This is a genomic window from Pseudooceanicola nanhaiensis DSM 18065, from assembly GCF_000688295.1.
Lineage (GTDB): Bacteria > Pseudomonadota > Alphaproteobacteria > Rhodobacterales > Rhodobacteraceae > Pseudooceanicola > Pseudooceanicola nanhaiensis.
Map to the genome: position 1 here is coordinate 152,292 of NZ_JHZF01000013.1, position 17,739 is coordinate 170,030.

A 17,739-nucleotide genomic window follows, 5' to 3' on the forward strand; every position below is an offset into this window, starting at 1 on the left:
AGGCGCACTCAAGGAGACCAAGATGCCCAATCCCTCCGCCGCGATGCTGGTGATCGGAGACGAGATCCTCTCGGGCCGCACCCGCGATTCCAACATGTATCACCTCGCCAACGAGCTGAACCGGCATGGGGTGGACCTGAAGGAGGTCCGTGTCGTGTCCGACGACAAGGACGCCATCGTGGCCGCGGTGAAGCACCTCTCGGCCAGCTTTGACGTGGTCTTCACCTCGGGCGGGATCGGGCCCACGCATGACGACATCACCGCCGACAGCGTGGCCGAGGCCTTCGAGCTGCCTATCGACGTGCGCGACGATGCCCGCGCCCTGCTGGTGAAACACTGGGAGAGCCGCGGCGTGGAACTGACCGAGGCGCGGATGCGGATGGCCCGGATCCCCGACGGCGCGACGCTGATCGAGAACCCGGTCTCGATCGCGCCCGGTTTCAAGGTGGCGAACGTGCATGTCATGGCCGGGGTGCCGGCCGTCTTCGAGGCGATGGTGGCGAGCGTCCTGCCCACGATCACCGGCGGCCAGCCGCTGATGAGCCAGACGCTCAGGATCGAGCGCGGCGAGGGCGAGATCGCGGGCCCGCTCGGGGCGCTGGCGAAGGAATATCCGGATCTCTCGATCGGCTCCTACCCCTACCAGCAGAACGGCGTCTTCGGCGCCAATATCGTGATCCGCGGCACCGACGGTGCGCAGATCGACGCCGCCATGACCAAGCTTTCGGACCTCTTCCCCGCATGACCGACCTGACACGACTTTTCGCCGCGCTGGAGGCCACCTGGCCGCCCGCCGCCACCTCCGCCTGCGGGCCCTTCACGATCCGCGACGGCCAGGGCGGCGGCAAGCGCGTTTCGGCCGCGACCGCCGCGGGCCCCGCCACGGAGGCCGAGATCGACGCCGCCGAGGCCGCCATGGAGGCGCTCGGCCAGCGCCCGCTGTTCCAGATCCGGCCCGGCGACGCGGCGCTCGACGCGCAGCTGGCCGCCCGCGGCTACGAGGTGGTCGATCCCACGCGGCTCTACGCGGCGCCGATCGACGCCATTGCCGGGGCCGACAAGGGCGTGAAGGACGTCAAGACGATCCACGGCTGGGGCCCGCTGGCCTTCATGCTCGAGATGTGGGCCGAGGGCGGCATCGGCCCGGAGCGCGTCGCGGTGATGGAGCGGGCAGCCTCTCCCAAGACGGGTTTCCTCGGGCGGATGACGAACACCCCCGGCGGGACCGCCTTCGTGTCGGTCGACGGGGACGTCGCGATGATCCACGCGCTCGAGGTCCGCAAGACCTCGCGTCGCGGCGGCATGGGCCGGGTCGCCACCATCGACGCCGCGATCTGGGCGCGGGAGCAGGGGGCGCGCACCTTCGCGCTGGCCTGCACCGAGGCGAACGAGGCCGCGAACGCGCTGTATTCGAGGCTGGGGATGACGGACGAAGGCGGCTACCATTACCGCCAGAAGCCGTAAGGAGTACCGCATGAGCCCCGACCGCATCATGGCCCTCGACCTGCCGATGGTCGATCCGCTGCCGCCGCAGACGCAGAAGTACTTCGACATCTGCCAGGAAAAACTGGGGATGGTGCCCAACGTGCTGAAGGCGCATGCCTTCGACATCGACAAGCTCAACGCCTTCACGGCGCTCTACAACGACCTGATGCTGGCCGACAGCGGGCTGACGAAGCTCGAGCGCGAGATGATCGCGGTCGTCGTCTCCTCGATCAACCGCTGCTTCTACTGCCTGACGGCGCATGGCGCCGCGGTACGGGAGCTGTCGGGCGATCCGAAGCTGGGCGAGCACCTGGTGATGAACTGGCGCTCCGCGCCGGTGACGCCCGCACAGCGCGCGATGCTCGACTTCGCCGCCAAGGTCACGACCGAGAGCCACGCCGTCGACGAGGCCGACCGCCAGGCGCTGCGCGACGCGGGCTTCTCGGACCGGGACATCTGGGACATCGCCAATGTCACGGGCTTCTTCAACATGAGCAACCGGGTGGCCTCGGCCATCGACATGCAGCCGAACGACGAATACCACGCGGCGGCGCGCTGACATGGCGCGCGCCCTGCCCCTGCTGACCGCCCTCGCGCTCGCCGCGGGCTGGAGCGGGACGGCCCGGGGGCTCGAGCTGTCGCTCCCCGCCGCGGCGCGGTCCACCGCGCAGACCGAGGCCGCGCCCGACAGCTACGCGATCCCGACAGGACCCTATGCCGATGGCGCCCTGCCGGTGATCCGGGCGGAGGGCCGGGTCAGCCGCCGCGCCTGGCAGATCCCCGCGCAGGGGCTGACGACGCTCCAGATCATCGCCCCGCTCAGGCAGCAGGTGCGCGACGCCGGGTTCGAGCCGCTGCTCGAATGCGCCGACAGCGAATGCGGCGGCTTCGATTTCCGCTATGCCGCCGACGTCTTCGACGCACCCGCCATGCATGTCGACCTGTTCGATTACCGGGTGCTGACCGCGCGACGGGGCGAGGGCGAGACCGCCTCCTACCTCATGCTGCTGGCCAGCAAGACCTCGAGCGCGGGCTACCTGCAGATGGTCCTCGTCACCCCGCAGTCGGGCGATGGCCTGACCGCCGGTCCCCCCGGCGCGGCGCCGGTCACGGTCGACGCGGGCGCGGGCCTGCCCCTGGCCGAACGGCTCGAAGCGCAGGGCCATGCCGCGCTGTCCGACCTCGATTTCGCCACCGGATCCGCCAAGCTGACCGAGGGCAGCTATGCCTCCCTCGCCGCGCTCGCCGCCTACCTCGCCGGCCACCCGGACCGGCGGGTCGCGCTGGTCGGGCACACCGATACCGAGGGCTCGCTCGACGGCAATATCGCGCTGTCGCGGCTCAGGGCGCAGTCGGTGGCAGAGCGGCTGGTCGAGAAATACGGCACCGCGCAGGGGCAGCTCGATGCCGAGGGGATGGGCTATCTCTCCCCCGTGGCCAGCAACCTCACGCCCGAAGGGCGCGAGGCGAACCGGCGGGTCGAGGCGGTCCTGCTGAACACGCAGTAGACCGCCCCTCCTGCGTCAGACGGACATGCAGACGTATTTCATCTCGAGGTAATCCTCGATCCCGTGGTGCGAGCCCTCGCGCCCCAACCCGGATTGCTTCACGCCCCCGAAGGGCGCGACCTCGGTCGAGATGATGCCGGTGTTCACGCCGACGATGCCGTATTCCAGCGCCTCGGCCACCTTCCAGACGCGGGAGAGGTCCTTGGCATAGAAATACGAGGCCAGCCCGAAGATCGTGTCATTGGCCATCGCGATCACGTCGTCCTCGTCGTCGAACTTGAACAGCGGCGCGAGCGGGCCGAAGGTCTCGTCCTTCGACACCAGCATGTCCTGGGTCACGTTGGTCACGATGGTCGGCGGGCAGAAGGTGGAGCTCTCGTCCCCGATATCGCCGCCGTAGAACACCAGCGCGCCCTTCGAGGTCGCATCCTCGATATGCTCCTTCACCTTGGTCTTGGCGTCGAGGTTGATCAGCGGCCCCAGGTCGGTGCCGTCTTCCAGCCCGTCGCCGACCTTCATCTCGCTGACCCGCTTCTTCAGCTTCTCGGCAAAGGCTTCGTAGACGCCGGACTGCACGTAGATCCGGTTGGCGCAGACGCAGGTCTGCCCGTTGTTGCGGAACTTGCACATGATCGCCCCCTCGACGGCGGCGTCGAGGTCGGCGTCGTCGAAGACGATGAAGGGCGCGTTGCCGCCCAGCTCCATCGAACATTTCATCACGCTGTCGGCGGCCTGCTTCAGCAGGATGCGACCCACTTCGGTGGAGCCCGTGAAGGTCAGCTTGCGGACCTTGGCGTTCTCGCAGAACTCCTTGCCCGCCTCCGAGCTCCTCGACGAGGTCACCACCGACAGCACCCCCTTCGGGATCCCCGCCCGCTCGGCCAGCACGCCCAGCACCAGCGCCGAGAGCGGCGTCTCCTTCGCGGGCCGCGCCACGAAGGCGCAGCCGGCGGCGAGCGCCGGCCCGGCCTTGCGGGTGATCATCGCGTTCGGGAAGTTCCACGGCGTGATCGAGGCCGCGACCCCGATGGGCTGCTTCAGCACCATGATGCGCTTGTCGCGCTGGTGGCCGGGGATGGTCTCGCCATAGACCCGCTTGGCCTCTTCCGCGAAGAACTCGATGAACGAGGCGCCATAGGCGATCTCGCCCCGGGCCTCGGCCAGCGGCTTGCCCTGTTCGGCGGTCAGGATGGTGCCCAGGTCGTCCTGGTTCTCCATCATCAGGTCGAACCATTTCCGCAGCACCGCGGCGCGCTCCTTCCCGGTCCAGGCGGCCCATTCCTTCTGCGCGTCATAGGCCGCGTCGATCGCCTTGGCGATCTGGCCGCGCGACAGGTCCGCGACCTTCGCGATCACGTCCCCCCGCGCCGGGTTCACGACGTCGAATGTGCCCTCGTCGCCCTGCACCCACTCACCCGCGAGATAGGCCGCCTCGACCAGAAGCGAGGGGTCCTTCAACAGCGATTTCAGATCGGTCGTGCTGTCCAGCATGGCAGTTCCTCCTGGAATGTAAGTCGCGCTCAGGCTGACCCCTGGCGCCGGGAAAGTCCAGCGCCACGGCCCCCCCACACTCCGGCGGCCGGGGTCCGCCTGCTTCCTCTTGCCGGAAATATCCTGGGGGGAGCTCGAGGGGGGCAAGGCCCCCCTCGTCAGCAGGAATGGACAACCCGCGCGGGCTTGCCCGCGCTCCGCTGGATCAGGCCCCGCCGTGAAGCGCCGCGTAGGCCGGAAACACGTCTCCGGGCTCCGACCGCGCCGCGAAGACCCCGCGCGCCACCGCCCGCGCCATGCAGACCGCCGCCGCATGGCCCAGGATCAGCGTGTCCGCCGCGGGCGTCTCCATCGGACGCGCCCCCGTGGCGGCCGCGAAGATCAGGTCCCCGTCATGCGGCGTGTGCGAGGGCACCAGCGCCCGGGCGAAGCCGTCGTGCGCCGCCGTCGCGAGCCGCGTGCATTGCGCCTGCGTCAGCGCCGCGTCGGTGGCGACGATGCCGATGGTGGTGTTGCGCCGGGCATTGGCCTTGGTCACCGCGAGATGCGGGTCCGGCCAGTCCGTCGCCACGCCGCGCCCGCCGAATTCGGTCCCCAGCTCGAAGGGCGCCGCCCAGAAATGCGGCCCGCCGTCCACCGTCGCGGCGCCGAGCGCGTTCACGGCCACCAGCGCCCCCACCGTGTGGCCCGAGGGCAGCACGACCGAGGCCGAGCCCAGCCCGCCCTTCAGCCCCGCGGTCATGGCCCCGGTCCCGGCGCCTTCGGTGCCGAGCGCGAACTCTTCCCCCAGCGCGTCGAAGGCTGCCCGGCCGAGCGCCGCATAGGGGTTCCCGGTCCACCCCTTGTCGCCGCCGTTCACCAGATCGAACAGGATCGCCGCCGGCACGATCGGCACCCGGACGGGCCCCGCGGCATAGCCGCGTCCCGCCGCCCTCAGCCGGTCCACCACGCCCGAGGCCGCGTCGAGCCCGAAGGCCGAGCCGCCCGAGAGGACCAGCGCGTCGACCTCCTCGACCGTCTTGTCCGGCGCCAGCAGGTCCGTCTCGCGCGTGCCGGGCGCGCCGCCCATGACATGCACCCCCGCGGTGAAGGGCCGGTCCGCCGAGAGCACCGTCACCCCGGTCCGGATATCCGCGTCCGAGGCGTTGCCGACCCGCAATCCGGGCACGTCGGTGATCAGGTTGCGCGCCCCGGTGGGCATCCTCTCGGCCATGCTCGGATCCTCGTCTTCTCGGCCGCGGCGGTCTGCCCGCCCGTGCCGGTTTCGGCGGCACGCTAGCCCCGGCCCCCGGCATTGAAAACCCCGGCCCGCGCGAAAAGCCGGCTGGACAGGTGGGGCGCCCGTGGTATGGATCCGGCGGGCCAAGCGCGATGGCGTCGCGCATCCCCGGCCCCGCGCAACCGTCCTGTACGCCGGGACCTCTTCACACGGAGGTCGCGATGAGCGAACGCACCCCCTTCTACCGCATGCACAACGGCGCGAAGGCCACCCTGCCCTTCCCCGAGCTCGAATACGAAACCCGCCTGCGCGGATTGCGCCGGAGCATGGACGAAAAGGGCCTCGGCGCGGCCGTCCTGACCTCGATGCACAATATCGCGTATTATTCGGGCTTCCTCTACTGCGCCTTCGGCAGGCCCTATGCGCTGGTGGTGACGCCCGACAGCTCGGTCACCATCTCGGCGGGCATCGACGCGGGCCAGCCGTGGCGCCGCAGCCACGGCGACAGCCTGACCTATTCCGACTGGGCGCGGGACAATTTCGAACGCGCCGTGGCGCATGTCGCGGGCGAAGGGCAGGTGGTGGGCTACGAGGCCGATCACCTGACGCTCGCCACGCGCGACCGGCTCGAGGACGCGCTCCGCCCCCTGGTGATGGTCGACATCGCGCCCGACACGATGCGCCAGCGGATGCGCAAGAGCCCGGCCGAACTGGCGCTGATCCGCGAGGGCGCGCGCATCGCCGACATCGGCGGCGCGGCGATCCGGGAGGCGATCCGCGAGGGCGTGCGCGAGATCGACATCGCCATGGCCGGACGCGACGCGATGGAACTCGCCATCGCCGAGGCCTTCCCCGAGGCCGAGTACCGCGACACCTGGGTCTGGTTCCAGTCCGGGCCGAACACCGACGGGGCGCACAACCCGGTGACCTCGCGACGGCTCGCGCACGGGGACATCCTGTCGCTCAACACCTTCCCGATGATCTCGGGCTATTACACCGCGCTCGAGCGGACGCTCTTCCTCGGCGAGGTGGACGCCGCCTCGCTGGAGATCTGGGAGGCCAATGTCGCCGCCCACGAGCTTGGCATCTCGTTGCTGCAGCCGGGGACGAGCTGTGCGCAGGTGACGGCCGGGATCAACGACTTCCTCGCCGACCGCGACCTGCTGCAGTACCGCAGCTTCGGCTACGGCCATTCCTTCGGCGTGCTCTCGCATTACTACGGCCGCGAGGCCGGGCTCGAGCTGCGCGAGGACATCGACACGGTGCTCGAACCCGGCATGGTGATCTCGATGGAGCCGATGCTGACGATCCCGGAAGGCACGCCGGGGGCGGGCGGCTACCGCGAGCACGACATCCTCATCATCGGCGAGGACGGGCCGGAGAACATCACCGGTTTCCCCTATGGTCCGGCGCATAACGTGGTGGCCTGAACGCGCCTGGGGCGCGCGGCGCCCCGCGCTCCGGGCCGATGCGGCTGTGTCGGCGGCCCGCGCCGCCGGTCACAGCCGGATCACGTAGTCCTTGCGGGTGGTCTCCACGACCTCCCAGGTGCCGCGGAACCCGGGCGGGATGACGAAGCTGTCGCCGGGCCCGACCGGGACCGCTTCGCCGCCCTCCTCGGTGATGACCGACCGGCCCTCGAGGATGCGGCAGTATTCCCATTCGTCATAGGCGATCCGCCAGGCGCCGGGGGTGGATTGCCAGATGCCGCAATAGAGCCCGTCACGCTCTTCCAGGTTCCAGGTGGTGAAGACCGGATCGCCCGATACCACCTTGGCGGGATCCGGGCGTTCGGTCTCGGGCTCGACGGCGGGGGTGACGGGGATCAGCGGCATCGGCGCTCTCCCCGCGGCGAGGTGAGGAGCCCGGTCCGCCGGGTCCTGCCGGTGCCGTTCGAAGAAATCTGCATCTGGGCCTCCTGTGCCTGGCGCATGGCGGATCGATCCAGAATGGTCGCAGCGCCGGCCTTCGGCAAGCCCATGCTGCCCTCCCGTTTTCCGATGGCGCCGCGGTGAAATTCGCGTCTATTGTCCCCATATCAAAGCCAAGCCTTTTTGTTGACGGGAGAGTGAGATGGCCGATTTCGACGCCCAGGTGCGCGAGAGCCAGGAGCAGGTGGCCGCGGCGCAGGCCAAGATCAGCGAGCTCACCAGCCGGATCGAGACCGCCCGTCAGAAGATGAAGAGCGGCGACGACGCGATGGTCGATATCGAGAACGCCACGCTCGAGGACGTGCATGCCCATGCCGAGGTGATGAACGCCAACATCGCGGAACTCATCATGGGGCTCGACGACGTGACCGCCGGATTCTCGCGCGATTTCGAGGAGATGCGCTCGAAGACCGGGTGGGAAAGCTTCGTCGGGATCTTCTCGCCCGGGAAGTCGGAATCGCTCCGCCAGGAGCGGATGCGGACGGCCTCGATCGACGACAAGCTGCAGGACCTGATCGCGAAATCGGACACGATCACCCGTCTTCTGCAAAGCCAGCTCGACGTGCTGACCACGCAGCGCGCGCAGGTCGAGACGAACCTGACCGAGACGCTGGACGAACGCGAGCGGACGGTGGGCGAGCTCGAGGCGCTGCGGGCCGAGATCCGGGCGCTGGATCCGAAGATCATCGACCTGGAGAACAGGATCTCGGTCGAGCAGGACGCCGCGGCACGCACCAGGCTCGAAACCGAGCTGTCCGAGATGAACCGTGGCTACAACGCGATGGTGCAGGACGAACAGGTCAAGCTGGCCCGGAGCCAGACGCTGGAGCGCTACATCGAGAAGGGCAAGACCTGGGTCGACAGCCTGCAGAACCAGGCCGCGACGCAGATGGTGCTGATCAACAAGCTCCAGACCGACACCAGGCAGCGGGTTGTGCTCTATGACGCGCTGTCGAAATCGCTGAAGACCGCGCAGCAGCAGGACGTGGCGCACCGGATCAACGAGATCGGGACCGAGACCGACAAGCAGGCGCAGCAGGCGATGGCGCAGATCGGCGCGGCGACCAACGCGAAGATGGCGGACATGCTCGAGGCGCACGAGGGCCACATGGTCTTTGCCCGCGAGGTGCTGGAGGCCAAGGCCAAGGCCGACGAACGCTTTGCCCGGCGCTTCCAGAAGATCGTCGAGAAGCACGACAAGAACCTCTATGGCGCGTGAGACGGACGGGACGGCGGGCGGGGCGTCGCTCCGCAGGCGCGCAGCCGAAGGATGTGCGCCTCGGGAGCGCGCGCCGCGCGTCCGGCCCGCTGCGTGATGGCTGACCTCGAGACCCCCGTCGGGCTGACCGACACCCACGCCTCGCGCCGCTACTTCCGCAAGTTCGAGGCGATCACCGGGCACCTCGCGCCGGTCGCCGCCGTGATGGAGGTGGAGGGCCGGTTCACCGCGACCGAGGTGAGCCTGCTGGCCCGCCACCTGCAGGCGCTGACCTACACCTTCCGCGCGCTGTCGATGAAGTACCTGATGGCGGGCCGCGAGACCGGGCGCTTCTTCGGCTCGCTCTCGATCGACGACCACGAGAGCGGCTTCCCCGCGACGCAGGAGCTGCTGGTCATGATGAACGACGCGCAGCAGGCCGAGCGCCACCTGCGCGACATGCCGTCCGTGGCCGAGCTGAAGAAGCAGATGGTCGCCCAGATCATCGGCGGGCAGGAGATCCCGACACGGCTGCAATTCGCCCTGTCGCAGCGGCTCTATTACCAGGAGCTCGCCCGGGGCACGCTCTTCTGTCCGCGCAACGACCCCGAGGCGCACTGGCTGGAGACCCTCGGCCCCCGCCGGCGCTACCTGCTGCACTGGTCGGTCTACGACAGCCAGGTCAACCTGCCGGTCATCTACCTGATGGAGGTCGAGGATTCCGGCCGCACCGCCCTGCCCAAGGACGAGAACCGCTGGCCCGAGGCGCAGGCCCACCTGATGGCGCAGTCGCTGGGCGGGCTGAAGCTGCTGACCATCGCCAAGGGCTTCGACGAGGATTTCCCGGACCTGCACCCGAAACGGCTGCGGCGGCTGCACATCGGGCCGATGTATTCGCACGCCTACACCCGCCAGTCCGGGCCGATCGCCGAGGTGCTGGCCGAGGCGGCCTCGCAGGAAGGCGACGACTGGGCGCTGGTCTGGACGATGGAGGACCTGCTCTCGGAACGGGTCCGGACCGAACGCGCGGGCTGGTTCGGCACCGTCGAGCGCGAGGTCTTCGCGCTCGACCCGTTCTCGGGGCGGGGCGCGGAGACCGGGGCCTCGGCCACCGAGCGGGCCATCGTCCTGCCCGCCCGCCCCTACCAGGTGCTGGCCGAGAAGCGGCCCCCGGGGTTCGAGACGGTGCGCAAGTTCGTCGTCGGGCGCGACGGGCGCGTGATGAGCGTGCGATGACCGGGGCCGGGGACATTGGCCGGACAGCGCGGCGCTCCGAATTCGCCGCCCCTGGCGGCGAAGCCTCCGGCGGGAGTATTTTCGGAAAGATGAAGCAGGGGGGCCTGCCATGAGCCTGATGTCGGACCAGATGGAGCTGCGCGAGGAGGACATCCGCAGGCATTATGCCGCGGCCTTCGGGCTGCTGGAGGGGTTCGATCATGCGCCGCGGATCGCGACACCCTCCGGGGTCGCGGCGCCGGAACGCTCGCCGGGGATCGGGTCGCGGCCGCGGTTCCGCTCCACCACGCCGGGGCTTGCCACGCGGCGGATGGAGCGGCCCGAGGGCGTGCGGCTGATCGAACGGATCGAGGGCTCGGACGGTGACGACCCGCTGATCTCGCCCCGGCAGGCGGCCGTCGCGGGGGCGCTGCGGCGGGCCGTGGCCATCGCGCTCGCCCTGGCCGAGGCCTATGGCGCGCGCACCGGGTTGGCCGAGCTGAAGCGGGCGAACCTCGAAAGCGCGCTGCCGGCGGACCGGCGGGCCGAGTTCTCGGAGCTGCTCGCCGCCGAGGCGCTGATCACGCTGCATGTCCTTGCCAACGCGACCGCCTTCCTGCTGGCCCCGCAGGCAAGCGAGGTCACGGTCGAGACGGGCGATGTCGAGGAGGTGCTGACCGACAACGGCCAGCTCGCGCTGCACGGCGCGCTCTGGGAGCTCGACCAGGCCATCGCGCGGCACGGCAGCGACGAGGCGCGGATGGTCGCGACCGTGCTGGGCTTTGCCGAGGCGCTGATGGACAAGGTCGCGACCCGGGCCGCCAACGCCCCGCGGCTTGCGCCCTTCACCGCCGCCGCATGGCGGGTCGAGGCGGACGATTTCGCGATCCGCGGCTTCGAGCCCGCCCGCAGGGGCAAGGGCGCCACCCTCGCCATGACGTTCAAGGAGCCGCATGAGGTCGTCGGCAACCACATCGCCAAGTACCAGGCGATGAAACTGGCCAAGATGCTCATGGCCTATGATTTCGACCGCCGGCTGAATCCTTTCGCCGAGCTGGGCGGCTTCATCTTCACCTTCATGGGTGACGGCAAGCCCGGCACCGGCAAGACCACGCTGATCCAGATGATGGCCGGGCTGATCTCGGGCTATTGCGAGACGGCGGGCTATGCCTTCCGCTACCAGAACCTGTCGACCGACAACATCGACAGCTACCAGGGCAAGTCGGGCCAGAACGCCAAGGCCTTCATCGACGCGATCCTCGACCCCGGCGCCATCGGCTTCGGCACGATCGACGACATCGACCAGCTCGCCGGCAAGCGCGGCGACCGGCAGAGCTCGGCCGGGCAGCTCGAGATCACCGCCGTGCTGATGGAGAGCTTCGCGGGCGCCAACACCGTGGTCCGGGGCAATTGCACCTTCGGCATGTTCTCGAACTACCCCGAGAACGTCGACGACGCGCTGCGCCAGCGGGCGGGGGCGCGGTTCCTGGTCGACGGGCCGCAGACGCGCGAGGATTACATCGACATCCTGCACCTGCTCATGGGGAAGAACCACGCGATCCCGCTGGGCGCGCACGACCTCTACGGCGCGCAGGAGATCAAGCGCGCGGTGGCGCGGTCCTTCGAGAGCCATGCGAAGCCGCACGAGGCGGGGCTGCTGAACGTCTTCGACCGGGTGCACGAGACGGAGGGAGAGCTGGACACGATCGCCAAGCTCGGCACCTACCTGAAGGCGATCCAGGAGGCCGACGCGCGCTTCACGGGCCGGGCGATCAAGAACATCACCGACGCGGTGAAGGTGCGGGCGATGGATTTCGAACTGCCCGACGCCTGGATGGAAGAGCCGGAGCTCTTCCTGCGCAAGGGCTATGACGAGAAGAAGGCGATGATCGAGGCGCTGCGCGTGCCGATCACCACCGAGATGGTGGTCCAGGAGATCAACCGCTACGCGGATTCGGAATTCCGCTATGCCGACAAGTCCGACGAGGCGGCGGTCGAGGCCATGGTCCGCGACCTCGCCCGGCAGGAGGAGGCGCGGCGGCGCTACCTGGAGGGCAAGGGATGATCGAACTGCTCCTCCTTGCCCTGCCCGCGGCGATCGGGCTGACCGTGCCGCGGCTGCTGCTGCGCCGGCGTCCCGATGCGCCGCGCTGGCAGGTGCTGCTCGGCGCGCCGGTGCTGGCGCTTCTGGTGTCCTACGGGCTTCTGGTGCTGGTCTGGCTGGCGCTGCAGCTCTTCGCCGGGACGCTCGGCCGCGCGGGCGTGGACGTCATGGCGCTGGCCGATCTGGTCGGGGTCACCGCAACGGGCATGATCCTCGCACCGCTCTGCGCCTTCGGCGCGGCGCTGTGGCGGACGCGTGGCGCGGGGCGAGGATCATGAGCGGGGCGCAGATGCGGAGGATAGAGGGATGAAACGCCTCATCGAAAGGGGCCTGATGTTCGGGAACCTGATCCCGGTCACCGCCCCCGCCCTGGTGGAGCGCTACAACCGCGCGCTCCATCACCTGACCGGCCGGCGCACGGGGCTGAGCGATTTCCACATCGACATCTCGGGCTTCTCGCCCGAGATCGGAGAGGAGCTGGACGATCCGCTCTACCTCAACCGGAACGGGGTGAACCGGCAGTTCATCCTGCTGAGCACCGACCAGAAATCCGCCCCGCTGCTGAACGCGAGCTTCTCGACCTCGCGCGGGATCCTGCGACAGTTCATCGAGGAGAACGAGACCCAGCTCTTCGCGCTGACCGCGCGGGACGCGGTGGCCGGAGAGCTGGTGAATTCGGTCTTCTCGGTCGCCGATCCCGAGCGGCTGATGGAGATCCGCCGGATCCGGGTCGAGGCCGACACGACCTCGGGCACCGTCAGGGACGCGGAGGAGCTGGGTCGGCTGACCGACCGTTTCCTCGGCGAGGAGGACGCCTGGTTCGATGACGTGCTGATCGCCGAGATGATCACCATTGCGAAGCGGACCGGCGACGTGACGCGCAACCCGGTGCGGCTGAAGCAGATGGAGTTCCGGCAGGAGAACTTCTGGACCGCGCATTTCGGCGGCACCTACCTGTTCCGCGGCGTCGCACACCCCGCCATCCTGACGGCCGGGGATCCCGCGCCGCTGGCGCCGCTGATGGACCATGTCTACGGGCTGGAGGCCCGGAACCACGTCGCGAAATTTCTCGACCTGAACGGGCTGGTGGAGCCGGTGGTGCGCGCCCCCGGCATCGACGGGGCGGCGATCCTGCGGCAGAAGATGGACTTCATCGTCGTGGACGCGGCGCAGGAGGCGGGGCTGGACCTGACCGGCGCCACCCGCCGCGACATCCGCAACCTTGCCCGCGACCACGCCGACCGCCTGCCGTCCGAGTACCACGCGCTCCGCCGTCTCGTCGCGTGGGCCGAGGAGGGCGGGCCCTGGCCGCGCGTGTCGTCCGAGGATCCGGCCTATTTCTACACGCTCCGGGCCTCGGACGTGGCGGATGCGGACCTGGTCAACATGCTGCTGGCCGAGCTTTGCCCGAAGGACGTCCGGCAGCTCTTCATCTGCCACAAGGAGCTTTTCTACCGGCTCTACGCCGGCTGGTCCGAGACCAAGAAGAGCTATGTCGCCGATTTCCTCGCGCGGGAATACGCGGTCGACAAGGCGGGCGCGCGCCGGGCGCTCTTCGGGTTCGAGGCGCCGATGGAAGAGGTGCCGCCGCCGCCGCCCGTGACGGCGGAGCGCAGGCCGCCGCGCGAGGAGATCATCGCACGGGTCGGTCCATGGGGCGCGATCCCCCGGGGAAGGTAGGTCATGTTCGGCTTCGTTCCGGTCTTCGTGGTGGGCTTCGCCGTGCTGTCGGTGGTCTATGTCGCCGTCTCCTTCTGGTCGCGGCAGGTCCGCCGCCGCAAGCTGCGCAAGAGATGGGAGGAAGAGGGGCGACCCGGCGATCGCGAGTCCTACGTGGAGGCGGGACTCGACGAATACGACGACAGTTTCCGCCGCAAGCTGATCCTGCTGGTCTACCTCGTGCCGCTGGCCGTGATCGTCGCGATCATCTATGCCGTGAACTACATGTAAGGGAATATCGACCACATGCGTTACGTGAAATGGGCCTTCTGGATCACCTTCTGGCTGCTGGTGGCCGCCTTCTTCCACTACACCCTGCCGCAGCACGACATCGCCCGGATCACCGACACCTACGAGCGGCGGATCGATTTCGGCGAGAACTCGATCTTCTGGGCCTCGCCCGACGTGGGCAGCGACGGCACGCTCAACAACCGGGACGTCTTCTTCATCCAGACGGTGCAGCCCGACGGCGACGTGATGGTCTACCGCAACGAGGACACCGGCTGGGGCTGGCCGCCGTATTTCAAGTTCGACACCTCGAACCTGCAGGCCGAGGCCGCGGACCTGCGGTCGACCTCGGCCAATCCGACCTGGGTGGCGATCACCCATTACGGCTGGCGCAACGAGTTCATGTCGATCTTCCCGAACGCGGTCTCCGTGAAGCGGGTCGAGGGGCCGGATGCCACGATCATCCCCTGGGTGAGCATCATCGTCCTTCTGTTCTTCGCCGCGCTGGCCTGGGGCCTCTGGGTGCGCTGGAAACGATTCCGCGCCGCCCGGATCGATCCGCTGGTCTCGGACATGGGCGACAGCTGGGACGCGGCCGGGCACAACCTGAACGAACGGCGCGGCCGGTTCTCGCGCTGGCTGGACAGCTGGAAGCAGAAGTGACGGTCTGAGGGCCGCAGGAAAGGCGCCGGGCCCGGCCCCGGCGCCTTTCGTTTCTGTGCCCGGCCCGCGCGGTGGAAAGCGCGGGAACCGGGCTCCGCGATCCGGCCCCCGCCCGGTGGCTCGCCCTCTTCCCCGGATGCTCGTCGGGTGAGGTGACGGTCTACCAGGCCGGGTCCGACGATCCGAGCCGCTGCGCCGGCCGGTCCCAGGCCATCGGCGCGCCAGCGACCGTGATCGCCGGTTTCAGCCGCCGGGCCGGGCCCCACGGCGTCGCCTCCTCGGCCGCCTGCCGGTCCTCGGCCGCGTGCGACAGGGAGAGCCGTCCCGGCACCTCCTGCCGGTGCGCGCAGAGCAGCTCCGCGGTCCGCGCGAGCGACAGGCGGGCGCGGCCCGCCCCCTCTCCGGCGGCGGCGCGATGAAGCAGGCGCAGCGCCGCGGCGGCCATCAGGTAGCCCGTCGCATGGTCGAGCGCCTGCACCGGCAGGGGCGTCGGTTTCTCGGCCCCGGCCCAGCCCATGCCCGCATCGGCGATGCCGCAGGACATCTGCACCAGGCTGTCGAACCCGCGCCGCCCGGCCCAGGGCCCGGTCCAGCCATAGGCGTCCAGGGTGATTTCCACGAGGCCGGGTTTCAGCGCCTGACGGGCCTGCGTGTCATAGCCGAGGTTTGCCAGCGCGTCGGGACGGTAGCCGTGCACGAGAAGGTCCGCCTCTGCCAGCAGCCGCTCGAAGGTCTCCCGGTCGGTCGCGTCGGTCAGGTCCAGCATCGCGCAGCGCTTGCCGAGCGTGATCTCGGGCACCACGTTCGCCTCGTCCCAGCCGGGCGGGTCGATCCTGAGCACATCGGCCCCGAACCCCGCGAGCGTCCGGGTCGCGACCGGCCCCGCCAGCACCCGCGTCAGGTCCAGCACCTTGAGGCCGGCGAGCGGGCGGTCGGGGCGGCCCTGCCAGGTCAGCGCGGGCGCGGGCACGGGATCGTCCCGGTGGATCAGCGGCTCCGCCGCCACCGCGGCGCCGTTCGGATGGGCACGCCACTCGGCCCGGCTGCGCATCGCGGCGGCGACACCGCCGGCGGCGACCACCTTGGCCTCGACCTCGTCCTTGTCGCGTTCCATCAGCGCCCGCGCGACCGCCGCCCGGTCCACCCCCACGCCCAGGACCGAGAGCGCCGCATCGCGGTGGTGCGGCAGGTTCGTGTGAAGCCGGATCCAGCCGTCCCGCGTCGGGTAATCGCCCGCCACGGCATCCCAGACCGGCGGCATCTCCCAGCCCAGGGGCTCCAGCGAATGCCCCGCCCAGAGCGAGGCGAGGCGCCGGTCCACCGTCACGGCGGGCGCGACGGAGGCGAGCCCGGTGCCCGCCATCACCCCGGCAAGCGCCTCCCCGACCGCCGCCATGGAAGCGGTCAGCAGCTCCGTCACGGCATAGCGGGAGGGCAGGTTCCCCTGCCCGCTCACCTGCGCTTCCGGACCGATCAGCCCGAGCGCCGCGCGGATCTCCTGCATCAGCCGAAGACGCGGGTCAGGGCCACGTCGACGGCTTCGGTGATCCGGTCGATGTCCGCCTCGGTCGCGATCAGCGCGGGCGAGAAGGTCAGCGTGTTGTTGAAGCCGGGGATCGAGCGGTTGGTCACGCCGATGATGACCCGCTCGGCCGCGCATTCCGCGACGACCCTGGCGCAGAGCTTCTCGTCCGCCGGTTCCTTCGTCTCGCGGTCCGCGACCAGCTCGGCCCCGCAGAAGAGCCCCTTGCCGCGCACGTCGCCGATGACCGCGTGCTTCTCCTGCAGCGCGCGGAGGTTCGCCATCAGCCGCGCGCCCATCTTCTCGCAATTCTCCAGAAGCCCCTCGTCCTCGATGATCCGCATGTTCTCGAGCGCCGCGGCGGGCCCCGCGGTGCAGCCGCCGAAGGTGGAGATGTCGCGGAAGTAGTTCATCGGATCGCTGCTGTCGTCCTTGAACAGGTCGAACACCTTCTCGGTCGTCACGCAGCAGGCGATGGCGGCATAGCCCGAGGCGACGCCCTTCGCCATGGTCACGAAGTCCGGCTCGATCCCGTAATGCTGATAGCCGAACCAGGTGCCGGTCCGGCCGATGCCGCAGACGACCTCGTCGATGTGCAGCAGGATGTCGTATTTGCGGCAGATCTCCTGCACCCGCTCCCAGTAGCCCTCCGGCGGGACGATGACGCCGCCGCCCGCGGTGATGGGTTCGAGGCAGAGCCCGCCCACCGTCTCGGGCCCTTCACGGAGGATGACCTCCTCGATCGCATCCGCGGCGCGGCGGCCGTAATCCTCCACATCCCACTGCTTGCGGTATTCGAGGCAATGCGGCACCTCGACGAAGCCCGGGGCGAAGGGGCCGTACTGGGCGTTCCGCTCCTCCTGACCGCCGGCCGAAAGCGCGGCGATGGTGGTGCCGTGGTAATCCCGCTCGCGGTAGAGGATCTTGTGCTTCTGCCCGCCGTAACGCTTGTGCGCGATCTGGCGGATCATCTTCCACGCCTTCTCGTTCGCCTCGGAGCCGGAGTTCGTGTAATAGACCCGGGTCATTCCCGGCATCTTCTCGATCAGCTTCTCGGCAAAGAGCGCGCCCGGGATCGAGCCCGCGGCACCGGCGAAATAGTTCAGCTTCACCAGCTGCTCGCGCACCGCGTCGGCGATCGACTCGCGCCCGTAGCCCACGTTCACCGTCCAGACACCGCCCGACACGGCGTCGAGGTGTTCGACCCCCTTCTGGTCCCAGACCTTCATCCCCTTGCCCTCGGTGATGATCCGGGGCTCGCCGGTCTCGAAGGGTTTGTGCTGGGTCAGGTGATGCCAGACATGGGCGCGGTCGGCCTCCACGATCCTGGTGATGTCGTTGTCCTGAAACTTGCCGTCCATGAGAGGCCTCCAATCCTGCCGGAAGAATTGGCGAGAGCCTAGGCGCGCCACGGGACTTTGGCAATCTCGCTGGCGAGGCGCGGTGCAAGGCCCTA

The 17,739-nt window shown here is 69.4% G+C and carries 17 protein-coding genes; 12 read left to right on the top strand and 5 right to left on the bottom strand.

The annotated features are described in order from the left end of the window. Positions 1–22 precede the first annotated feature (22 nt). From Q344_RS0110820 to Q344_RS0110835, 4 genes are read left to right on the top strand one after another with little or no spacing between them, the layout of a single operon-like run. Complete coding sequence (locus Q344_RS0110820; protein ID WP_028286712.1) at positions 23–745, top strand: competence/damage-inducible protein A; 723 nt, start codon at positions 23–25, stop codon at positions 743–745. After that, positions 742–1,464, top strand: coding sequence for a GNAT family N-acetyltransferase (locus tag Q344_RS0110825; protein ID WP_028286713.1), 723 nt, complete (start codon positions 742–744; stop codon positions 1,462–1,464). Before Q344_RS0110820 ends, Q344_RS0110825 begins: the two co-directional genes overlap by 4 nt. A gap of 10 nt (positions 1,465–1,474) precedes the next feature. Beyond that, positions 1,475–2,044, top strand: a complete 570-nt coding sequence (locus Q344_RS0110830; protein WP_028286714.1) for a peroxidase-related enzyme — start codon at positions 1,475–1,477, stop codon at positions 2,042–2,044. A gap of 1 nt (position 2,045) precedes the next feature. Beyond that, a complete protein-coding gene (locus Q344_RS0110835) occupies positions 2,046–2,993 on the top strand; it encodes an OmpA family protein (protein ID WP_028286715.1) in 948 nt (315 codons plus the stop codon). Between the two features lie 15 nt (positions 2,994–3,008). Here Q344_RS0110835 and Q344_RS0110840 read toward each other — a convergent pair whose 3' ends face one another. Both Q344_RS0110840 and Q344_RS0110845 read right to left on the bottom strand, forming a co-directional pair. Then, positions 3,009–4,484, bottom strand: coding sequence for an NAD-dependent succinate-semialdehyde dehydrogenase (locus tag Q344_RS0110840; RefSeq protein WP_028286716.1), 1,476 nt, complete (start codon positions 4,482–4,484; stop codon positions 3,009–3,011). Positions 4,485–4,689: 205 nt separating this feature from the next. After that, entirely contained in the window at positions 4,690–5,697 is a 1,008-nt protein-coding gene (locus Q344_RS0110845) for a P1 family peptidase (protein WP_229669216.1), read from the bottom strand. 227 nt (positions 5,698–5,924) lie between these two features. Here Q344_RS0110845 and Q344_RS0110850 point away from each other — a divergent pair, with 227 nt between their 5' ends. Continuing rightward, complete coding sequence (locus tag Q344_RS0110850) at positions 5,925–7,133, top strand: aminopeptidase P family protein (protein WP_028286718.1); 1,209 nt, start codon at positions 5,925–5,927, stop codon at positions 7,131–7,133. Between the two features lie 69 nt (positions 7,134–7,202). Here the strand turns inward: Q344_RS0110850 and Q344_RS0110855 are convergent, their stop codons facing one another. Then, positions 7,203–7,538, bottom strand: coding sequence for a cupin domain-containing protein (locus Q344_RS0110855; RefSeq protein WP_028286719.1), 336 nt, complete (start codon positions 7,536–7,538; stop codon positions 7,203–7,205). Between the two features lie 238 nt (positions 7,539–7,776). Between Q344_RS0110855 and Q344_RS0110865 the strand changes: the two genes are divergently transcribed. The 7 genes from Q344_RS0110865 to Q344_RS0110895 all read left to right on the top strand — a co-directional run bounded on the left by Q344_RS0110865 (position 7,777) and on the right by Q344_RS0110895 (position 14,761). Continuing rightward, positions 7,777–8,853, top strand: a complete 1,077-nt coding sequence (locus tag Q344_RS0110865) for a hypothetical protein (protein WP_028286720.1) — start codon at positions 7,777–7,779, stop codon at positions 8,851–8,853. A 96-nt stretch (positions 8,854–8,949) separates the two neighbouring features. Beyond that, positions 8,950–10,068, top strand: a complete 1,119-nt coding sequence (locus Q344_RS0110870) for a hypothetical protein (RefSeq protein ID WP_028286721.1) — start codon at positions 8,950–8,952, stop codon at positions 10,066–10,068. A 109-nt stretch (positions 10,069–10,177) separates the two neighbouring features. Then, positions 10,178–12,112: an AAA family ATPase gene (locus Q344_RS0110875; RefSeq protein ID WP_028286722.1), complete on the top strand. Its 1,935-nt coding sequence runs from the start codon at positions 10,178–10,180 to the stop codon at positions 12,110–12,112. Continuing rightward, on the top strand, positions 12,109–12,429 hold the full coding sequence (locus Q344_RS0110880) for a hypothetical protein (RefSeq protein ID WP_028286723.1): 321 nt from the start codon (positions 12,109–12,111) through the stop codon (positions 12,427–12,429). Before Q344_RS0110875 ends, Q344_RS0110880 begins: the two co-directional genes overlap by 4 nt. 28 nt (positions 12,430–12,457) lie before the next feature. Continuing rightward, positions 12,458–13,831 carry a DUF6638 family protein gene (locus Q344_RS0110885; RefSeq protein WP_028286724.1) on the top strand — a complete coding sequence of 458 codons (1,374 nt, stop codon included), beginning with the start codon at positions 12,458–12,460 and terminating at the stop codon, positions 13,829–13,831. A 3-nt stretch (positions 13,832–13,834) separates the two neighbouring features. Next, complete coding sequence (locus Q344_RS0110890) at positions 13,835–14,101, top strand: hypothetical protein (protein ID WP_028286725.1); 267 nt, start codon at positions 13,835–13,837, stop codon at positions 14,099–14,101. Between the two features lie 15 nt (positions 14,102–14,116). Then, positions 14,117–14,761: a DUF1523 family protein gene (locus Q344_RS0110895; protein WP_028286726.1), complete on the top strand. Its 645-nt coding sequence runs from the start codon at positions 14,117–14,119 to the stop codon at positions 14,759–14,761. A 160-nt stretch (positions 14,762–14,921) separates the two neighbouring features. Here Q344_RS0110895 and Q344_RS0110900 read toward each other — a convergent pair whose 3' ends face one another. Then, positions 14,922–16,265, bottom strand: coding sequence for a CoA transferase (locus tag Q344_RS0110900; RefSeq protein ID WP_028286727.1), 1,344 nt, complete (start codon positions 16,263–16,265; stop codon positions 14,922–14,924). Further along, entirely contained in the window at positions 16,265–17,644 is a 1,380-nt protein-coding gene (locus Q344_RS0110905) for an aminotransferase family protein (RefSeq protein WP_028286728.1), read from the bottom strand. Before Q344_RS0110905 ends, Q344_RS0110900 begins: the two co-directional genes overlap by 1 nt. Positions 17,645–17,739: the final 95 nt, after the last annotated feature.